Annotated in this window: 16 protein-coding genes and 1 pseudogene; 9 read left to right on the plus strand and 8 right to left on the minus strand. The window is 58.5% G+C overall.

Features of this window, described 5'->3' with window-relative positions; translation table 11 throughout:
* Positions 1–296 (minus strand): annotated as a pseudogene (locus ACEQFP_RS05205) (signal recognition particle-docking protein FtsY); the annotation flags it as partial.
* Between the two features lie 345 nt (positions 297–641).
* Here ACEQFP_RS05205 and rsmD point away from each other — a divergent pair.
* Positions 642–1,256 carry a 16S rRNA (guanine(966)-N(2))-methyltransferase gene (gene rsmD / locus ACEQFP_RS05210; RefSeq protein WP_005290625.1) on the plus strand — a complete coding sequence of 205 codons (615 nt, stop codon included), beginning with the start codon at positions 642–644 and terminating at the stop codon, positions 1,254–1,256.
* Positions 1,246–1,518, plus strand: coding sequence for a DUF1145 family protein (locus tag ACEQFP_RS05215; protein ID WP_024522676.1), 273 nt, complete (start codon positions 1,246–1,248; stop codon positions 1,516–1,518). The genes rsmD and ACEQFP_RS05215 overlap by 11 nt, the downstream gene beginning before the upstream one ends.
* Positions 1,519–1,531: 13 nt before the next feature.
* Here the strand turns inward: ACEQFP_RS05215 and ACEQFP_RS05220 are convergent, their stop codons facing one another.
* On the minus strand, positions 1,532–1,885 hold the full coding sequence (locus ACEQFP_RS05220; protein ID WP_370547136.1) for a DUF2500 family protein: 354 nt from the start codon (positions 1,883–1,885) through the stop codon (positions 1,532–1,534).
* Complete coding sequence (locus ACEQFP_RS05225) at positions 1,882–2,202, minus strand: DUF1820 family protein (protein ID WP_005290633.1); 321 nt, start codon at positions 2,200–2,202, stop codon at positions 1,882–1,884. The genes ACEQFP_RS05220 and ACEQFP_RS05225 overlap by 4 nt, the downstream gene beginning before the upstream one ends.
* A gap of 265 nt (positions 2,203–2,467) precedes the next feature.
* On the opposite strand from ACEQFP_RS05225, the gene ACEQFP_RS05230 reads away from it, so the two are divergent.
* Positions 2,468–3,094 (plus strand): lysoplasmalogenase, encoded by a 627-nt coding sequence (locus ACEQFP_RS05230; protein WP_005290636.1) that lies wholly within the window; start codon positions 2,468–2,470, stop codon positions 3,092–3,094.
* A gap of 37 nt (positions 3,095–3,131) precedes the next feature.
* Here ACEQFP_RS05230 and yiiM read toward each other — a convergent pair whose 3' ends face one another.
* On the minus strand, positions 3,132–3,806 hold the full coding sequence (gene yiiM, locus ACEQFP_RS05235; protein ID WP_005290639.1) for a 6-hydroxyaminopurine reductase: 675 nt from the start codon (positions 3,804–3,806) through the stop codon (positions 3,132–3,134).
* 66 nt (positions 3,807–3,872) lie between these two features.
* A complete protein-coding gene (fdhD, locus tag ACEQFP_RS05240) occupies positions 3,873–4,697 on the minus strand; it encodes a formate dehydrogenase accessory sulfurtransferase FdhD (RefSeq protein WP_035596638.1) in 825 nt (274 codons plus the stop codon).
* A 370-nt stretch (positions 4,698–5,067) separates the two neighbouring features.
* Here fdhD and fdnG point away from each other — a divergent pair, with 370 nt between their 5' ends.
* The 4 genes from fdnG (at position 5,068) to fdhE (ending at position 10,740) form a co-directional block, all read left to right on the plus strand.
* On the plus strand, positions 5,068–8,118 hold the full coding sequence (gene fdnG, locus ACEQFP_RS05245; protein WP_005295502.1) for a formate dehydrogenase-N subunit alpha: 3,051 nt from the start codon (positions 5,068–5,070) through the stop codon (positions 8,116–8,118).
* 12 nt (positions 8,119–8,130) lie between these two features.
* The gene (gene fdxH / locus ACEQFP_RS05250; protein ID WP_035595442.1) at positions 8,131–9,087 is read left to right on the plus strand and encodes a formate dehydrogenase subunit beta; all 957 of its coding nucleotides are present in this window, start codon (positions 8,131–8,133) and stop codon (positions 9,085–9,087) included.
* On the plus strand, positions 9,074–9,724 hold the full coding sequence (fdnI, locus tag ACEQFP_RS05255) for a formate dehydrogenase-N subunit gamma (protein ID WP_370547135.1): 651 nt from the start codon (positions 9,074–9,076) through the stop codon (positions 9,722–9,724). The genes fdxH and fdnI overlap by 14 nt, the downstream gene beginning before the upstream one ends.
* 89 nt (positions 9,725–9,813) lie before the next feature.
* On the plus strand, positions 9,814–10,740 hold the full coding sequence (fdhE, locus tag ACEQFP_RS05260; RefSeq protein ID WP_005290662.1) for a formate dehydrogenase accessory protein FdhE: 927 nt from the start codon (positions 9,814–9,816) through the stop codon (positions 10,738–10,740).
* A gap of 78 nt (positions 10,741–10,818) precedes the next feature.
* On the opposite strand, the gene yigL is transcribed toward fdhE, so the two are convergent.
* On the minus strand, positions 10,819–11,625 hold the full coding sequence (yigL, locus tag ACEQFP_RS05265) for a sugar/pyridoxal phosphate phosphatase YigL (RefSeq protein ID WP_005290667.1): 807 nt from the start codon (positions 11,623–11,625) through the stop codon (positions 10,819–10,821).
* A gap of 16 nt (positions 11,626–11,641) precedes the next feature.
* Positions 11,642–12,676: a lysophospholipase L2 gene (pldB, locus tag ACEQFP_RS05270; protein ID WP_370547534.1), complete on the minus strand. Its 1,035-nt coding sequence runs from the start codon at positions 12,674–12,676 to the stop codon at positions 11,642–11,644.
* 273 nt (positions 12,677–12,949) lie between these two features.
* On the opposite strand from pldB, the gene asd reads away from it, so the two are divergent.
* Entirely contained in the window at positions 12,950–14,053 is a 1,104-nt protein-coding gene (gene asd / locus ACEQFP_RS05275) for an aspartate-semialdehyde dehydrogenase (RefSeq protein WP_005290677.1), read from the plus strand.
* Here asd and ACEQFP_RS05280 read toward each other — a convergent pair.
* Positions 14,050–15,789, minus strand: coding sequence for a sensor histidine kinase (locus tag ACEQFP_RS05280; protein ID WP_098142797.1), 1,740 nt, complete (start codon positions 15,787–15,789; stop codon positions 14,050–14,052). The genes asd and ACEQFP_RS05280 overlap by 4 nt on opposite strands.
* A 795-nt stretch (positions 15,790–16,584) precedes the next feature.
* On the opposite strand from ACEQFP_RS05280, the gene mgtA reads away from it, so the two are divergent.
* On the plus strand, positions 16,585–19,296 hold the full coding sequence (gene mgtA / locus ACEQFP_RS05285) for a magnesium-translocating P-type ATPase (RefSeq protein ID WP_035596650.1): 2,712 nt from the start codon (positions 16,585–16,587) through the stop codon (positions 19,294–19,296).
* The last annotated feature ends 79 nt before the right edge of the window (positions 19,297–19,375 follow it).

The following is a 19,375-nucleotide window of genomic DNA, read 5'->3' on the forward strand; positions in this document are numbered from 1 at the left end:
TCTGCCTGCTCTGCCTGCTCTGCCTGCTCTGCCTGCTCTGCCTGCTCTGCCTGCTCTGCCTGCTCTGCCTGCTCTGCCTGCTCTGCAGCGAGCATCGACGCGGTAGGCGCCGTGTCAAGCGGTAAGGTTTCGCTGGGGGTCAACGCTGACTGTGCGCTGCTCTCCGACTCACGTCGCTCGGCCTCCGGCTCAACGACTGGCGTTGGCGTGGCCTGCTCTTCCGACTGCGCCTCTGGCTCCTGTTGACGGCCAAATCCCAGCCAAGAGAAAAATCCACGTTTCTTATCTTTTGCCATCTTACGACTCTACTCCCGCCTCAAATCTTGGCTATAAGCGGACTCCCACCATGGGCTGGCGCGGACAACGCCGCGCGGCGAGAGACACAAATTCAATTTACAAAATACCAACCGATGAGTTTATCACTTAACCGCTGTACACAACATGGATGTCACCGGGTTTCGGGTGGCATTTCAATCAATAAAGGATTAGGCTGTGTCGCGCAATCATCTGTATTGCCGGAGCCGGAGCAGAGCGCTCCCGCAATCATCCGCCAGATTGTCCCGTCCCCAGCGGCGCGCAAACTGGCCACAGGGTAACGTATTCCCCTGTCTCCGATTTCCTCAACAACATTAACAGAATAGATGGCAAAAAAACCTCACGCACAACCCAGCGGACAGATCCGCATCATCGCCGGGCAGTGGCGCGGCCGCAAGCTGCCAGTGCCCGATAGCCCAGGATTACGCCCGACCACCGACCGGGTACGCGAAACCCTGTTCAACTGGTTGGCACCGATCCTGCCCGATAGTCGCTGCCTGGACGTCTTCGCCGGAAGCGGTGCCCTGGGATTCGAGGCCATCTCTCGCTATGCCGCGCACGCCACGCTGCTAGAGGCCGATCGTCACGTCGCAGCCGGTCTGCGTAAAAACGCGGCTCTGCTTAACTGTTCACAGATCAGCGTCGTTCATACCGATGCGTTACGCTTCTTAGCTCAGCCAGGTGAACCCTATCAGGTGGTATTTCTCGATCCGCCCTTCCGCAAAGGGCTCTTGAACGACACCCTGTTCCTGTTGGAAAGTCAGGGGTGGCTAGCCGACGACGCCTGGATCTATGTCGAATGCGAAGCCGAAGGGCCTGCACTGGTATTGCCAGCGAGTTGGAGCTTACAACGCGAGAAACACGCCGGTCAGGTCGCCTACCGCCTGTATCATCGCCAAAACGATGCCGCGCACCAGGAGATAATAGATGATGTGGATTAATCTGGGTCGCTTGCTGATGCTGGGCGTATGGGGGTTTATGTTGGCGAACCTGTTGCATGCCTTCCCGCGCCCACTGAATATTTTCGTCAACGTCGCGATGGTTTTCACCGTGTTAATGCACGGCCTACAGGTCACCCTGCTGAAGAGCACCCTGCCAGCCGATAACCGTAAGCTGGGATTCTGGCAGGAGCTGCGCATCTTCCTGTTCGGCGTATTCGAGCTACTCGCCTGGCAGAAGAGGCAGCCCCGCAACAAGCCCTAATCACGGACGCCGCTCAGGCGGCGTCGGGGGTAAAGCTGATAAAACGGCTACCCTGCACCCGCAGAATACCCTGCATGCCTGGGACTAACTCGGCGCACGCCTGCTCGGGTAGGGTAAAACGCAGTGCGCGACCGTCCACAGCACTGAATTGCACGCGATAACGCTGCGTTTCGGCAACGATCTCTTCCCGTTGACGCGAACGCAATGGCGAAGGCAAGGCCTGCTTCTCCGTCAGCGTCGCTCGCAAACTATGCTGTATCGCCGCCGCATCGGCCGCGCTCTGGCGGCGCTGCTGAACAAAACGCTGAGCCGCCAGCAGGGCAATCACCACCACCACGATGATGAAGAACAACGGCGGCCGACTCATCCGGGTTTCTTCCCACTAAACAGAGGGAAGGCCGCCACGTTGTCTCCCAGATCAGAGATGCTCGCGCTTCCTCGCTCGGTGACTGCATCGATGCGGATCACCGCCTGGATCGGAATATAGCTACGCGTGACACCGGCGAATTCATTCTTCAGTCTCTCCTCGCTTGGGTCCACCAATAAGGTGGCCTGGCTACCGAAGATAAAATCGGCGATCTCGATGAAACCGAACAGATTACTCTGTACGATCTCCCGCACATACAGCTGATAGTTTTTGCCGTTATTCATAAACTGGATGCGGTATAGCGGCTGACTGGACATGGTGCTAGGTCGACTCTCCCGTAAATGTTTCCTCTCACGTGCGCTGCTCACCGGTGCGGGTACGTCCTGCTTGGGTGCCGGAGACGTACCACCGACGCGGTCAGCCAATGCACATCACTGTTTGCGGACACAGCCTAACATAGCCGACCGCGCCTGGACACCGGGCACGGGAAGCCATTGTCGCCCGACGCGCCTTCCCCTACACTCAAACGATGGATATCCCTGGCGCGCGGCGCTGATCCCCCACCCAATGTTAGGAGGACGCATGAGTTGGGCATTTCTGGCGGTTCTTTTTTCCGGCTGGCTATATGTCGATGCCAGTTACCGAGGCCCGAGCTGGCAACGCTGGCTATTTAAGCCGTTAACGCTGTTGTTACTGCTGTTGCTGGGCTGGAATGCCCCGCAGCTCGGCCCGAGCGGTTACTTTATCTTGTGCGGCTTGCTGGCGACATTGATCGCCGATGCCTTGCTGCTACTGCCGCGCGAGCGGATGCTCTATGCCATCGGCGCCCTATTCCTCAGCCAGTTGCTGTATACCATCGGCTTCGCCAGCGGTATGACCATGGCCCTGTACTGGCCCCCGCTGCTGATCCTGCTGGCTATCGGTGTGGTGCTCCTGGCCATCATCTGGGGGAGATTGGATACGCTGCGTTGGCCGGTCGTGACCTATGTGGCGATGATGTTGGTGATGGTCTGGGTGGCGGGGGCGCAATACTTCGCTCGCGGCGACGATCAGGGCTTCTCCCTGTTGCTCGGCGCCTGGCTGCTGCTGTTAGCCAATAGCATCTGGCTGATCGATCGCTTCCGCGTCCAATTCCGCGCCGCCGGCGCCATCATCGCCTTCGGCTACTTCGTCGGTCTTTTCCTGATCGTCCGCTCACTGTATCTGTGATCATGCTACCGGCCCGTCGCGCACGGGCCGGTCGCGATTATTCCCGACCGTACAAACGCCGATTCATCGACTCGATGCGCCCCTGTAATAGGCGATTTTGTAACGTCTTGGTCCAACTGGCCGCTAATCCGGCGCAAGCCAACAAACGACGATATTCCGCCTGATCAAACGGCATATGCAGGACGATGGCGATACACTCCGCCACGCTGATCTCACTATTACGCGTCACCAGCTCCAATGGATGACGCTCACCGACGCGCCCCTCCGACAGCACTCGGTATAGCCAACCGCAACGACCGCTCTGCTGCATCTGGTAGGCGAAATCTTCGGTAGCCAACAGCTGATTCAGCTTATAGCAGGGCGAGCGGGGCTGAGTCACCTGGATCAACGCCTCTCCCCAACGGTAAATATCGCCGATAAAGACCGACGACTCATCCAATCCCAGGGTAGAAAGATTCTCACCGAATAACGCCGCCTCGAAGCGCTCCGCCTGCTGCGGATAGCATTGACGCCAGTAGGCATAGTGCTCACGTGGATAGTGACACAATGCCCGATCGGCACCGCCATGCACGCGTAGCTCCGCCTGTTCATCGCCAGCCAACCCCAAACGCTGCAATACCAGCGCATCCGCCATCTGACGTTTGGCGATAGCACTGTTCTTTCCGCCGACAAATGGGGCACAGCGGCCAATATAGACTTCGGGATAGTGCATGACACCAACTCCTGTGTAACGAGAAACCAGATAGATTGTTTAGCCGGTCGCGATCACGAGCACGCCTCAGGCACCATACAGCCGTTGTGGATGCGTAAAGATGGTCCCCTTACCGGGGCGGCAAAAACCAACCAGCGTCAGGTTGCAGCGCTCCGCCACCTCGATGGCTAACGTGGTCGCGGCGGAGACGGCAAATAGGATTTCGACGCCACACATCGCCGCCTTCTGTACCATCTCATAACTGGCGCGGCTCGAAACCAGTAATGCCCCCGCCTGCCAGGTCGGTTGATGGGCACGCCGCCCCAGCAGTTTATCCAGCGCCACGTGGCGCCCGACATCCTCACAGCCACCTAATAGGGTACCCTGTTCATCCAGCCAGGCGGCGGCATGGGTGCAACCGGTCAGGTTGCCGATCGTCTGCACATCGCGTAACTGTGCCAAAGCCCGATCCAATACGGCCAGATCGAAGCGTTGCTGGAAGGGTAACGGCGCCAGAGGACGCAACGCATCGCCGATCTGTTCAACGCCACAGACCCCACAGCCGGTACGCCCGGCCAATGAACGCCGACGCGCCTTCAATGCCATGAAGCAACGGCTCGACAGTTCGATCTGCACCTCGAGTCCCTGGCAGGCCGTCTGCACCTCAATACCATAGATATCCTGCGGCGTACGAATGATCCCCTCAGAGAGGGAAAAACCGAGAGCAAACGCCTCCAGATCCTTCGGCGAGGCCATCATCACCACATGGGAAATCCCGTTATACACCAAGGCGACGGGGACTTCATTCGCTACCCAGTCGGGGTGTGCCTGCGTCAGGTCGGTACGCGACCAGACCTGATGCGTCGTGGCGCCACACACGTTATGTGACGCCGGATCTACGCGCTTATTCACGATTCACATCCACCAATTTGATCAAAACGGGGAAACGCCACCATCGATCGCCAGATAATAAATCAAGCGCGATCAATTTTAACTACATTAATTACCATGCTTAGCATGTAACGAGACAATGGCTTCAATAATTTGAATTACATAGCAAAAATGTAAAAAAACCGGAAACAACAGGCTATTCGCCAGCAAAACATACTCTTATTTAAAACCTATTCGTAACATTCAATATACTTCCATGGTAAAGTACACATAGGGAAATCATACCCAAAAAAGCGATACGCAATAACAAACAATGAAAAGGAAACGCACCGGCGGCAGCGGGCATGTCGGCGCCTTTCGATAAACAATGTGGTTATTTGAGGAGCAATCCATGCAAGTCAGCAGAAGACAATTCTTCAGGATCTGCGCTGGCGGTATGGCAGGAACAACGGCTGCGGTGTTGGGGTTCGCCCCATCACTGGCTTTAGCGCAGACCCGGCAGTACAAACTACTGCGCGCTAAAGAGACCCGTAACACCTGTACATACTGTTCCGTTGGTTGTGGGCTGTTGATGTACAGCCTAGGTGATGGCGCCAAAAACGCCAAAGAGAACATCTTCCATATCGAGGGGGATCCGGATCATCCTGTTAACCGTGGCGCGCTGTGCCCGAAGGGCGCCGGCCTTATCGACTTCATTCACAGCGAATCCCGTCTTCAGTACCCGGAATATCGCGCCCCGGGCTCCAACGCCTGGCAGCGCATCAGTTGGGATGAGGCCTTCACCCGCATCGCTCGCCTGATCAAGCAAGACCGCGACGCCAACTTTATCGCCACCAACGAGCAGGGCGTCACCGTCAACCGCTGGCTGAGTACCGGGATGCTGTGCGCCTCGGCCTCCAGCAACGAAACCGGCTACCTGACGCAGAAATTCAGCCGTTCACTGGGGATGCTGGCAGTCGATAACCAAGCGCGTGTCTGACACGGACCAACGGTAGCAAGTCTTGCTCCAACATTTGGTCGCGGTGCCATGACCAACCACTGGGTCGACATCAAGAACGCCAATCTGATCGTGGTGATGGGCGGTAATGCTGCCGAAGCGCACCCGGTCGGCTTCCGCTGGGCGATGGAAGCCAAGATCCATAACAACGCCAAGTTGATCGTCATCGATCCGCGCTTTACCCGTACCGCCTCCGTGGCCGATTTCTATACGCCGATCCGCTCGGGTACCGATATCGTCTTCCTGTCCGGGGTCCTGCGCTATCTGATCGATAACAACAAGATCAATGCCGAGTATGTGAAGAACTACACCAACGCCAGTCTGTTAGTGCGTGAGGACTTCAGCTTCGAGGAGGGTCTGTTCAGCGGCTACGACGCCGAGAAGCGCCGTTACGACAAGAGTAGCTGGAACTACCAGTTTGACGAACAGGGCTTCGCCAAGCGTGACGATACCCTGCAGGATCCCCGTTGCGTATGGAACCTGTTGCGTCAACATGTCGCGCGTTACACGCCGGAAGTGGTCGAGAACCTCTGTGGCACCCCGCGCGCCGACTTCCTCCAGGTATGTGAATATATCGCCGAGACCAGCGCACCGGATAAGACCACCTCCTTCCTGTATGCCTTGGGCTGGACCCAACATACGGTCGGCGCACAAAACATCCGCACCATGGCGATGATCCAGCTGCTGCTGGGCAACATGGGGATGGCAGGCGGTGGCGTCAACGCCCTGCGCGGTCACTCTAACATTCAAGGGTTAACCGACCTGGGGCTTCTCTCCACCAGCCTGCCGGGTTACCTCAGCCTGCCGTCGGAGAAACAACCGGATCTCGCCAGCTACCTGGCGGCCACCACGCCGAAGCCAACCCTGCCCGGTCAGGTCAACTACTGGGGCAATACGCCCAAGTTCTTCGTCAGCCTGATGAAGGCCTTCTATGGCGATAAGGCACAGGCACAGAATAACTGGGGCTTCGACTGGTTGCCGAAGTGGGACAAGGGCTATGACGTCCTACAGTATTTCGAGATGATGTCGCAAGGTAAGGTCAACGGCTATATCTGCCAAGGCTTTAACCCGGTCGCTTCCTTCCCGAATAAAAACAAGGTAATCGACTGTCTCTCCAAGCTGAAATTCTTGGTAACTATCGATCCGCTGAACACCGAGACCGCCAGCTTCTGGCAGAATCACGGTGAGCTGAATGCGGTCGATCCGTCCACCATTCAGACCGAGGTGTTCCGCCTGCCATCGACCTGCTTCGCCGAGGAGGAGGGTTCTATCGTCAACTCGGGCCGCTGGTTACAGTGGCACTGGAAAGGCGCCGATGCCCCGGGGATCGCCCTCAATGACGGTGCGATCCTCTCCGGCATCTTCCTGCGTCTGCGCGAGATGTATGCGAAAGAGGGGGGCGCGCTGCCGGAGGCGGTGCTGAACATGTCTTGGGACTACCTGACGCCGGACAACCCTCATCCGGAAGAGGTCGCACGCGAGAATAACGGACGCGCCCTGGCCGATCTGGTCGATCCGACCAGTGGTGCGGTGATCGTCAAGAAGGGGCAACAGCTCAGCTCGTTCGCCCAGTTGCGTGACGATGGCAGTACCGCCAGCGGCTGCTGGATCTTCGCCGGTAGCTGGACCGAAGCGGGTAACCAGATGGCGCGTCGTGACAACAGCGATCCCTCCGGTCTGGGTAACACCCTGGGCTGGGCCTGGGCGTGGCCGCTTAACCGTCGCATCCTGTACAACCGCGCCTCGGCCGATCCGGCAGGGAAACCCTGGGATCCCAAGCGTGAACTGCTGCACTGGGATGGCGCCAAGTGGGTCGGTATCGATATCGCCGACTACAGCAATGCACCGCCCAACAGCGGCGTCGGGCCATTCATCATGCAGCCGGAGGGGATGGGGCGTCTGTTCGCCATCGATAAGATGGCCGAGGGGCCGTTCCCAGAACACTATGAGCCGTTCGAAACGCCGCTGGGAACCAACCCGCTGCACCCGAACGTGGTCTCCAACCCGGCGGCACGTGTCTTCAAGGACGATCTGGCGCAGATGGGCAAGGCGGAACAGTTCCCCTATGTCGGTACGACCTATCGCCTGACCGAGCACTTCCACTACTGGACTAAACACGCGCTGCTGAACGCGATCATCCAACCGGAACAGTTCGTGGAGATCGGTGAGCGCCTGGCCAACAGCAAGGGTATCGCCCATGGCGATACGGTTAAGGTCAGCTCTAACCGTGGCTATATCAAGGCGAAGGCGGTGGTAACCAAACGCCTACGCACCCTGAAGGTCAACGGCAAGGAGGTCGATACCATCGGCATCCCGATCCACTGGGGTTACCTGGGCGTAGCGCGTCCCGGTTTCTTGGCCAACACACTGACGCCATTCGTCGGTGACGCCAATACGCAGACGCCGGAGTACAAGGCGTTCCTGGTTAACGTGGAAAAGGTGTAACGGAGGCTAACCTTGTCAATGCAATCTCAAGACATTATCAGGCGTTCGGCCACCAACTCCCTAACGCCGCCGCCTAATGGGCGCAATCACCAGGAAGAGGTCGCCAAGCTGATCGACGTCACCACCTGTGTCGGCTGTAAAGCCTGCCAGGTGGGCTGTTCGGAATGGAACGATATCCGTGATGAAGTCGGTCACTGCGTCGGGGTATATGACAACCCCGCCGATTTGACGGCCAAGTCCTGGACGGTGATGCGCTTCTCCGAAGTGGAGGAGAACGGCAAACTGGAGTGGCTGATCCGCAAAGATGGCTGCATGCACTGCGCCGATCCCGGCTGCCTGAAAGCCTGTCCCTCGGCGGGGGCGATCATCCAGTACGCCAACGGCATCGTCGACTTCCAATCGGAGCACTGCATCGGCTGCGGCTACTGCATCGCCGGTTGTCCGTTCAACGTGCCGCGGATGAATCCGGAAGATAAGCGGGTATATAAATGTACCCTGTGCGTCGACCGCGTCGCCGTCGGTCAGGAACCGGCTTGCGTCAAGACCTGCCCGACGGGCGCCATTCACTTTGGCACCAAAGAGGCGATGAAAACCCTGGCCGCCGAGCGCGTTAGCGAACTACAGGGCCGTGGTTTCGCCAATGCCGGTCTGTACGATCCGCCCGGGGTTGGCGGCACCCATGTGATGTATGTGTTGCATCATGCCGATCGGCCCGAGTTGTATCACAACCTGCCGAAGGATCCGCAGATCGCGACGCCAATCACCCTGTGGAAGGATGTGCTCAAGCCGGTCGCCTTTGCCGGATTTATCGCGACCTTTATCGGCCTGATCTACCACTACATCGCCGTCGGCCCCAACACGGAAGAGGAGGACGATGACGATCAGGGGCACTCAGACGTCGGCACGACGCCGCCGCGCGACGCCGATCAGCCGCACGCAAAGAAGGAGGATAGCCATGAGCAAAAATAACCTCATCCTGCGCACCCGATTTATCGATCGGGCCTGCCACTGGACGGTGGTGATCTCCTTCTTCCTGGTTGCGCTGTCCGGGATCGCGTTGTTCTTTCCGACGCTCCAGTGGTTAACAGAGACCTTTGGCACACCGCAGATGGGGCGTATCCTGCACCCCTTCTTCGGCGTATTGATCTTTGTTACCCTGCTGGTGATGTTTTTCCGCTTCGTGAAATATAACCTGTTCAGCCGCCAAGACATTCCCTGGTTTAAGGGAATCATCGAGGTGCTGAAAGGTAACGAACACCTCGTGGCACGTGTCGGTAAGTACAACCCGGGACAGAAGGCGATGTTCTGGAGCATCATGAGCTTGATTCTGGTGCTATTGGTCACCGGTATCATCATCTGGCGCCCCTACTTCGCGGACCTTTTCCCGATCCCCCTGGTGCGTTATGCCCTATTGCTGCACGCCATCGCCGCCATCGTGCTGATCCAAGCCATCCTGGTTCATATCTACATGGCGTTCTGGGTGAAAGGCTCGATCAAGGGCATGATCGAAGGTAAGGTCAGTCGCCGCTGGGCCAGAAAGCATCATCCACGCTGGCTGCAAGAGGTGGAAGAACAGGAGGCGCGTACCAAGAAAGCGCCTCGCTAAGGCGGTGCCTCAACGCCGCATGCGTACCTGCCGTCCCACCTGGGGCGGCAGGCACAATAACTTCTCTCTTATCGATTAGATGAAACGCTATGAGCATCCGTATTCTTCCGCAAGAGCAGCTCGGTAACGAACACCGTACCAGCGCCTTGGGTCCGATTCCTCCTCTGCTGCTGCCTCACCTCCAGCATCTCTACAGCCGACGCGCGGCACGTCTGCGCACCCTGGCCGAAGAGAATCCGCTCGGTGACTACCTGCGCTTCGCCGCCGAATTGGCCGATGCCCAGCAACAGGCACTCTTCGACCACCCGCTAACGCTCGATCTCGCGCCGGTCATCGCCAACGCGGCCTCCTGTGGTACGCCACCGCTCGACATCAAGACCTTTGCCCGTACCCCGCACTGGCAACGCCTGCTGTTAGCCATCATCGCCGAACTCCGCCCCAACGCAGCCGCACATATCTTGCCGGTTCTCGAAGGGTTGGAGAAGTGTGCCGCTGGCGAGCGCGAAGCCCTGGCCAGCGCCCTGCTAGCGGGTGACTATGCCACTGTCGGCAGCGATCGCGCCCTGTTCCTGTGGGCGGCGCTCTCCCTCTACTGGGCGCAGATGGCGAGCCAGCTACCGGGGCGAGCGCAAGCCGACTACGGCGAGCAACGCCACTTCTGCCCGGTGTGCGGTAGCATGCCGGTGAGTAGCGTGGTCCATATCGGCGGCAGCAACGGTCTGCGCTACCTGCACTGTGGTTTGTGCGAAAGCGAATGGCATATGGTGCGCGTGAAGTGCAGTAACTGCGAGGAGAGCCGCGATCTGAGCTATTGGTCGCTGGAGAGCGAGCAGGCGGCGGTGAAAGCCGAGAGCTGCGGCGACTGCGGCAGCTACCTGAAGATCCTGTATCAGGAGAAGGAAGCCGAACTCGACGCCGTCGCCGACGATCTCGCCACCCTATTGCTGGATGCCAAGATGGAGGAAGCGGGCTTCGCGCGCAGCAGCCTCAACCCGTTCCTGTTCCCGGCAGAGTAACGGGGACGCCGTCCCGCCAAACGGTGGGACGCCCCGGAGCTCGGGCGTGACCAGCGTGTCACGCCCCTCCTGAGAGCATCAGGCCTGATGTAAGTACATCTGACGCAGATAGTGCGGCACCGCATCATCGGCGTTACTGCCGATCACCTCGCACTGCGCAAGGAGATCTTTCAGGCGCTGATGGGCATCGGCCATGATGCACCCCTTGCCAGCCATCTCGAGCATCTCCAGGTCATTCATACCATCGCCAAAGGCGATGCAATCGCGCAGCGTATAACCCAGGCGACGCGCCACATACTCCAACGCATGTCCCTTCGATACCCCACCGGCCATCACCTCCAAACAAGTGGGCAGCGAGAAGCTGACATTGACCCGATCGCCCCAGCGCGCGTTGATCGCCGCCTCGAGTGGCAACAGCCGCTCATGGTCGGCGCAGGTGTAATAGACCTTGCAGATGCCATCCGTCGGCAGCATCGCCGGCTCGAAGACGTGGTAATGGAACACCGACTCCTGGAAGAACTCACGCTGCGAGGGATCTTCACGATTCATAAACCAGTCGTCGTTACGGTAGACATTGGTAAGGATCGCCGGATCATCGTGCACGATCGTGAAGAGATCGTGGGCAATATCCGGATCGACGTTATGGCTGAAGATCAGCTCGCCGAGCGGGTCATGCACCCGAGCGCCGTTCGAGGTGATCATGAAGGCTTTAATCCCTAAGCTATCACGTACCTGTGCGATATCGATGTGATGGCGGCCAGTGGCGAACACGAAGTTCACCCCCTGTTGGGTCAACAGACGCAGGGTATCGCGGGCGAACGGGGTCAGGGTATGAGCGGGCGACAGCAGGGTACCGTCCATGTCCGAAGCTACAATCTGATACATAGAATAAACTCTAACCTCAAGAGGAGTTGGCGGCAGTAGGTGCCGATGATTCGGTAAATTGCGCGAAAAACCGCATGATGGCAGTTAACGCGGCGGCACGCTGGCTGTCCCGTTCAAACAGGATCTCATGGCGTGCACCTGTAATGACCAACGGCGCTCCGCCCCAAGGGGCGTTGCCGGCGGCGGTGAGTGCCTGACAAAAACGCAGATGTGAAGCATTGTCCACCACCCGATCCTCGGCGGCCTGGAGCAGAAGCAACGGAACCGTAATCTGTGAGGCGTTGGCAATGGCCAGCTCGGCGGCGGCGAGGCTCTCGGCGACCCAATGATAGGTCGGCCCGCCCACCTGGAGCTGGGGATAATCAGAATAGTAGCGTAAAAAACGACGGTAGCGCACGCGACTGTGCGTCAACTCATTGACCATAAACGGCAACGGGCGCCAGTAGCCAGTGCCTAACGCGTAACGGGTGCGTCGTACCTCACGGCGGCCAGCCCAGGCCAAGATGGGGCGTGCCAGCCAACGCGGCAACGGCAAGCGAATACCGGTCATTGGGGCGCAGAGGGCGGCGGCGGTCAGCCCACGCGGACGACGCGCCAGAAACAGCGCACTGATCGCCCCCCCCATCGAATGGGCCAACAGGAAGCGCTGGCGATAAGGATGAGCCAGTAGCTCTCGTTGCCACAACTGTTGAAGATCGTCCACGTAGTCGGTGAAACGCTCGACGTGACCACGATGACGATCGGCCAAGAGGCGTCCAGAGGTGCCCTGCCCGCGATGGTCGATGATCACCACATCGTAGCCACTGAGAAACAGATCGTAGGCCAGCTCAGGATACTTCATATAGCTCTCTATCCGGCCCGGCACCACCAGGATGGCGCGAGTATGCTGCGCCGCGCGCAACACCACATAGCGGATCGGCACGCCATCGACGCCGATAAACTCCGCCTCCTGACGCCGTTGCCAAAAATCCAGCAATGGGCCGGTGGAAAAGGCGGCAAAGCCACGCTCACGCGTCAGCCAGCCGTGACTTATGGAGGAGATCGAGGTCATTGTCATCTATCGCACAAGAGGAAGGGCCAGCCACTACGCCATGCCATCGGAGGGCTATTGTGGCATAAAAAATGGACCGCGGGGAGCATCGGCCTATGCCGTACATTGCGGCACCCTCATTAGCTACGGCCAACGATCCGCCGCGCGACATCGAATAAATTCACTTGCGCATCGCGGTACATTTTGTAAGTTTGAGCATTATCACACCGTTGCGCGTCACGTCGGCACGCGACGGCCGCCCTAACCCACTCACCTTCCAAGGCAGGACTGCATATGAAAAACGTTGGTTTTATCGGCTGGCGCGGCATGGTTGGCTCGGTGCTTATGCAACGCATGAGCGAAGAGCGCGACTTCGACGCCATCCGCCCGCTCTTTTTCTCCACTTCGCAGCATGGCCAACCCGCGCCGACTATCGCTGGCCATCGCGGCACATTGCAGGATGCCAGCGATATCGATGCCCTCAAGGCGATGGATATCATTATTACCTGCCAGGGCGGTGACTATACCAACGCGATCTATCCGCAACTGCGCGCCGCCGGTTGGCAAGGGTATTGGATCGATGCCGCCTCGGCACTGCGCATGCAACAGGACGCCATCATCATCCTCGATCCGGTTAACCGGGCGGTGATCGATCGTGGGCTAGAGCGCGGCGTGAAGACCTTCGTGGGCGGTAACTGTACCGTCAGCCTGATGCTGATGTCCCTCGGCGGCCTGTTCGCCGCCGATCTGGTGGAGTGGGTCTCCGTCGCCACCTATCAGGCGGCCTCCGGCGGCGGTGCCCGCCATATGCGTGAACTGTTAACTCAGATGGGGATGCTGCATGGCCGTGTCGCACCGGCTCTGGAAGATCCGGCGAGCGCCATCCTGGACATCGAGCGTCACGTCACCGAGATGATGCGTAGCGGCACCTTGCCGACGGATAACTTCGGCGTACCGCTCGCCGGCAGCCTGATCCCGTGGATCGACAAGGCGCTGGATAACGGCCAGAGCCGTGAAGAGTGGAAAGGCCAGGCGGAGACCAACAAGATCCTGGCCACATCGCAAGCGATCCCCATCGATGGCCTGTGTGTACGCGTCGGCGCCCTGCGTTGTCATAGCCAAGCCTTCACCATCAAATTGAAACAGGACATCGCCCTGCCCGAGGTGGAGCAACTACTGGCCCGCCACAACGAGTGGGTCAAAGTGGTTCCCAACGACCGCGAACTCACCATGCGGGAGCTAACCCCTGCCGCCGTCACGGGCACCCTCGCCACCCCCGTCGGCCGCCTGCGCAAGTTGAACATGGGACCGCAATATCTCTCCGCCTTTACCGTCGGCGACCAACTGCTGTGGGGGGCCGCCGAGCCACTACGCCGTATGCTGCGCCTGCTGCTCTAGTCCCGCGGATCTTCGGCCAGCGTGCGCGGCAGCGCCGCTGGCTTATCCGATGCCGTGACCCAGGGGACGCGCACCACCACCTGTGTCGAGCGCTCAGGCTCGCAGCGGACCTGCACGCCGAACTGCTCACCGTAACGCGCCTTGATACGCCGATCGACCAGATTCATGCCTAAGCCATCACCGCCCGGCTGCGGGTGGTACAGGCCGGCGTTATCCTCCACGCTGATGCAGACCCGCTCCTCCTCACGCCAGCAGTGTAGCCGAACCCGCCCCACGCCGAACAGCTGAGCGGTGCCATGCTTAATGGCATTCTCGACGATCGGTTGCAGGGAGAACGCCGGCAGCCGGGTCGCCAGCAGCGCCTCATCGACACTCACCGCCACCGTCAGATTCTCGGCGAAACGCGCCTTCTCGATCGCCAGATAGGCATCCACATGCTCCAACTCATCCGCCAACGTCACCTCATCACCATTGCGCTTCAAATTCTTACGAAAGAAGGTCGACAGCGACAGCACCAGGCGGCGCGCATGATCCGGGTCGCGACGGATCACCGCCGATAAGGTATTTAAGGCATTGAACAGGAAATGGGGATTTACTTGGGCATGCAACAGTTTAATCTGGGATTGGGCCAGCAGTTGCTTCTGCTGTTCATACTTGCCCGCCAAGATCTGCGCCGACAGCAGATGGCCGATCCCCTCGCCGAGGGTGCGATTGATGCTGGAAAACAGGTTATTCTTCGCCTCGTATAGCTTAATGGTGCCCATCACGCGATTATCCTCACCGCGTAATGGGATCACCAGCGACGACCCTAGCTTACAGTGCGGAGTGATCGAACACTGATAAGGCACCTCATTACCATCGGCATACACCACCTGATTGTGTTCGATGGCGCGTAGGGTATGGTGCGAGGTGATCGGCGAGCCCACCAGATGATGATCATCCCCGATGCCGATAAAAGCCAGCAGATGCTGGCGATCGGTCAGCGCCACCGCCCCGACGCCTAACTCCTCATACAGGATACGCGCCACCTTCATGCTATTCTGACGATCGAAACCCCGGCGCAATATTCCGTCGGCCCGCGCGGCGATCTGCAACGCCTTGGCGGAGAAGGCGGAAGAGTACTTGTCGACGATCGCCCGTCGATCCAACAGGATGCGCATAAACATCGCCGCACCGATGCTGTTGGTGATCATCATCGGCAAGGCGATATGCTCCACCAACTCCTCGGCCTCCCAGAAGGGACGCGCGATCAGGAGGATGATCCCCATCTGGAGTAACTCTGCCAGTAAGGCTATCGCCCCGACTACCCACGGAGTAAACAGCAGATCAAGGCGATGATGACGCAGCATTTGCCGATGCAAGAGGCCGCCCACCAATCCCTCCACCACCGTCGAGATCATGCAGGCGAGCGCCGTCATCCCCCCCATCGAATAGCGATGTAGCCCGCCGGTCAGTCCCACGAGAAAGCCGACGCTCGGCCCACCCAGCACCCCACCGAGCACCGCACCGATCGCCCGCGTGTTGGCGATCGAGTCATCGATATGCAGGCCGAAGTAGGTGCCCATGATGCAAAACATCGAGAAAGTGAGGTAGCACACCAGCTTATGCGGCAGACGGATCGTCACCTGCATCAATGGAATGAATAGCGGGGTTTTACTGAGCAGATAGGCGATCACCAAATAGACGCACATCTGCTGCAACAGCGAAAGGATTAGATCCACCTGGCTGACGGCCATAGAGATACTCTTTCCGACCACAGAGAGTGCCATTGTAGCCGCCAGTGCAGGCGCATCGCTGCGCGCTGGTAGACAAAACGACGACCCGAGGCCGTAAAAAAAAGCCAGCACCCGAGCTGGCTAAAAATATGGAAGCAATGTGAGCAATGTCGTGCCTTCCTGGCGAGGCCTGAGCCACACGTGGAAAACGCATTAATGATAATCATTATCAATTAGTTTTGTAAAGTACTTTTGTAAAAAAGTACGAGGCACAGAAATATTATTATCTATTGATATAAAAGGGATTTAATTTTTCGAGTCGTCAGGATGGAACATAAGCATACCTTTGTTAACGATTGGTTTAAGTGTGTACGGTTTACACACTCCCGGCACAGAACTATAGTTAGCGCACTTTTTATCGCGGGAGATAGCGTCAATTGGACAGTCAGAGTCATCAGGAAAACACGCACTTATCCTTGGCAAGCTGACCATCTTCCCGATGTGCTGCTTGCCTAACCCAGGCGGGCAGCAACACTTCATCTCGAACTGCTGCATACCCTAATGTAATCATCTGCCTTGTGTGTACCGACACGCCGGGTGAAATGCGGACAGTTATCATGTTGTTCTATACCCAAGCCCTATTTCCTCCAGGCGCATAAGCGCCGATGCGGGGAGGCGTAATGCCACCCTCGCACTGAGACGCCGTGCATGACGCAGGCTTTGTCACGCCTGGCGTTTCCCTCTTCTGCTTCAGCTATCCACACCTTTCGCCGGGCGGCAAAGGTGCGCTTAAAAATCAGCCCAGAGTACAGCTCTATGACTCAAATGATCGACCAAAACAGCGCGATCCAGAAAGGACGCCGGGAAAAAACGAAGAAAAACTACGCCATCGCCGATGAGGCTCGCGTCAGCCTCGATGCCACGCTGGCCACGCTCTCCGCCAGTACCCAGGGATTAGAGGCGGCGGATGCCGTGGAGCGGTTACAACTGCATGGCCCCAACCAGGTCGCCCATGAGAAGGCGCCACCGGCGCTGGTTCAGTTCGTCATGGCCTTCAACAATCCCTTTATCTACGTATTGATGGCCCTGGCCGTGATCAGCTTCGTCACCGATTACTGGTTACCGCTGCGCCACGGCGAACCGACCGACCTGACCGGTGTGATCATCATCATCGTGATGGTCTCCCTCAGCGGCCTGCTGCGTTTCTGGCAAGAGTTCCGCACCAACAAGGCCGCCGAGGCGCTCAAGTCGATGGTACGCACCACCGCCACCGTGTTACGACGCGCCCACCCGTTCGCCCAGGGCGAATGCCATGAGATCCCGATGCAGCAACTGGTGCCGGGCGATATCATCCTGCTCTCCGCCGGCGACATGATCCCGGCCGACGTCAAACTGATCGAGTCACGCGATCTGTTTATCAGTCAGGCCGTACTAACCGGTGAAGCCTTACCGATCGAGAAATACGACGTCACCGCCAATGTGCGGGAGAAGTCCAGCGAGGCCTGTACCGGTGAGGGCAGCCTATTAGAGCTGGCGAATATCTGCCTGATGGGTACCAACGTCTCCAGCGGCACCGCCAAGGCGGTGGTGGTCGCCACTGGGAACCGCACCTATTTCGGCTCCTTGGCTAAATCCATCGTCGGCACCCGCTCCCAGACCGCCTTCGATCGCGGCGTCAACAGTGTCAGCTGGCTACTGATCCGCTTTATGCTGGTGATGGTACCCATCGTGCTGTTGATCAATGGCTTCACGAAGGGGGACTGGACCGACGCCGCCCTGTTCGCCCTGGCCGTCGCCGTTGGCCTGACCCCGGAGATGCTGCCGATGATCGTCAGCTCTAACCTGGCGAAGGGAGCCATCACCATGTCGCGCCGCAAGGTGGTGGTTAAACGGCTCAACGCCATCCAGAACTTTGGCGCCATGGATGTGCTGTGTACCGATAAGACCGGGACGCTGACGCAAGATCGCATCATCCTGGAACACTATCTGGATACCCAGGGCCAAGCGAATCCGCGTGTCTTGCAACTGGCCTGGCTGAATAGCTACCACCAGAGTGGCATGAAGAACCTGATGGATAAGGCGGTGATCCGCTGTGGACAGGGTAATCCGGCCATCGATGCGATGTCGGGCTACAGCAAGATCGACGAGCTGCCGTTCGACTTCAGCCGGCGCCGCCTCTCCATCGTGGTCAGCGACGAGCAGCGCAACCATACCCTGATTTGCAAAGGGGCCGTCGAGGAGATGATCGCCATCGCCAGCCATATCGAAGAGCGGGGCCAGATCCTGCCGCTGGATGAGGCACGCCGCCACGCGCTGCAAACCCTGGCCGAGGCGTATAACCGTCAAGGCTTCCGTGTCCTGATGCTCGGTACGCGCGATCTCGGTCACGATGGCTGCGCCTTCCCACTCAGCATCGCCGACGAGCGGGATCTGATCCTGTGCGGCCTGTTAACCTTCCTCGATCCGCCGAAAGAGTCCGCCGCCGCCGCGATCGACGCTCTGCGCGAAAATGGTGTTATGGTTAAGGTCTTGACCGGCGATAACCCGACCGTGACCGGCAAGATCTGCCAAGAGGTGGGATTGGAGCCGGGTGAGGTTCTGCTCGGCAGCGATATCGAGCGACTGGATGATCAACAGTTGGCACATGAGGCCGAACGACGCACCGTCTTTGCCAAGCTGAGTCCGTTGCAGAAGTCTCGTGTACTCAAGGCATTACAGAATAATGGCCACACCGTCGGCTTCCTCGGTGATGGCATCAACGATGCGCCGGCGCTGCGCGATGCCGATGTCGGTATCTCCGTCGATACCGGTACCGATATCGCTAAAGAGTCGGCGGATATCATCCTGCTAGAGAAGGATCTGATGGTATTGGAACAGGGGGTGATCACCGGACGTGAGACCTTCGGTAACATCATCAAATACCTGAACATGACCGCCAGCTCTAACTTCGGCAACGTGTTCTCTGTCCTGGTGGCCAGCGCCTTTATTCCGTTCCTGCCGATGCTGGCCATCCAGCTCTTGCTGCAAAATCTGCTGTATGATCTGTCACAGATGAGCCTACCCTGGGATCGCATGGACAAGGAGTTTCTGCGCAAACCGCGCAAGTGGGATGCCAAAAACATCGGCCGCTTTATGCTGTGGATCGGCCCGACCTCCTCTCTGTTCGACATCGCCACCTATGCCCTGATGTGGTACGTCTTCTCCGCCAACAGCATCGCCCATGAGTCGCTGTTCCAGTCCGGCTGGTTCATCGAGGGGTTACTGTCGCAGACCCTGGTGGTGCATATGCTGCGCACCCAGAAGATCCCCTTCATCCAGAGTTGTGCCGCACTGCCAGTGATGCTGACCACCGGTGTCATCATGGCGTTAGGGATCTACATCCCCTTCTCGCCCCTGGGGCACTTTATCGGCCTGCAACCGCTGCCGTTGAGCTACTTCCCGTGGTTGGTCGCCATCCTGTTGAGCTATTGCGTTCTGACGCAGCTGATGAAGCGTTTCTATATTCACCGCTTCGGTCAGTGGTTCTAATCCTACCGATGCGCCGCTTCGCGGCGCATCGGCCACATTGGTGCGAAAAGCGGCGTAACTCGCCGAATAAACAAAGAAA

The sequence above is a fragment of the Edwardsiella sp. A.80236 genome (assembly GCF_044540725.1).
Classification (GTDB): domain Bacteria; phylum Pseudomonadota; class Gammaproteobacteria; order Enterobacterales; family Enterobacteriaceae; genus Edwardsiella; species Edwardsiella tarda.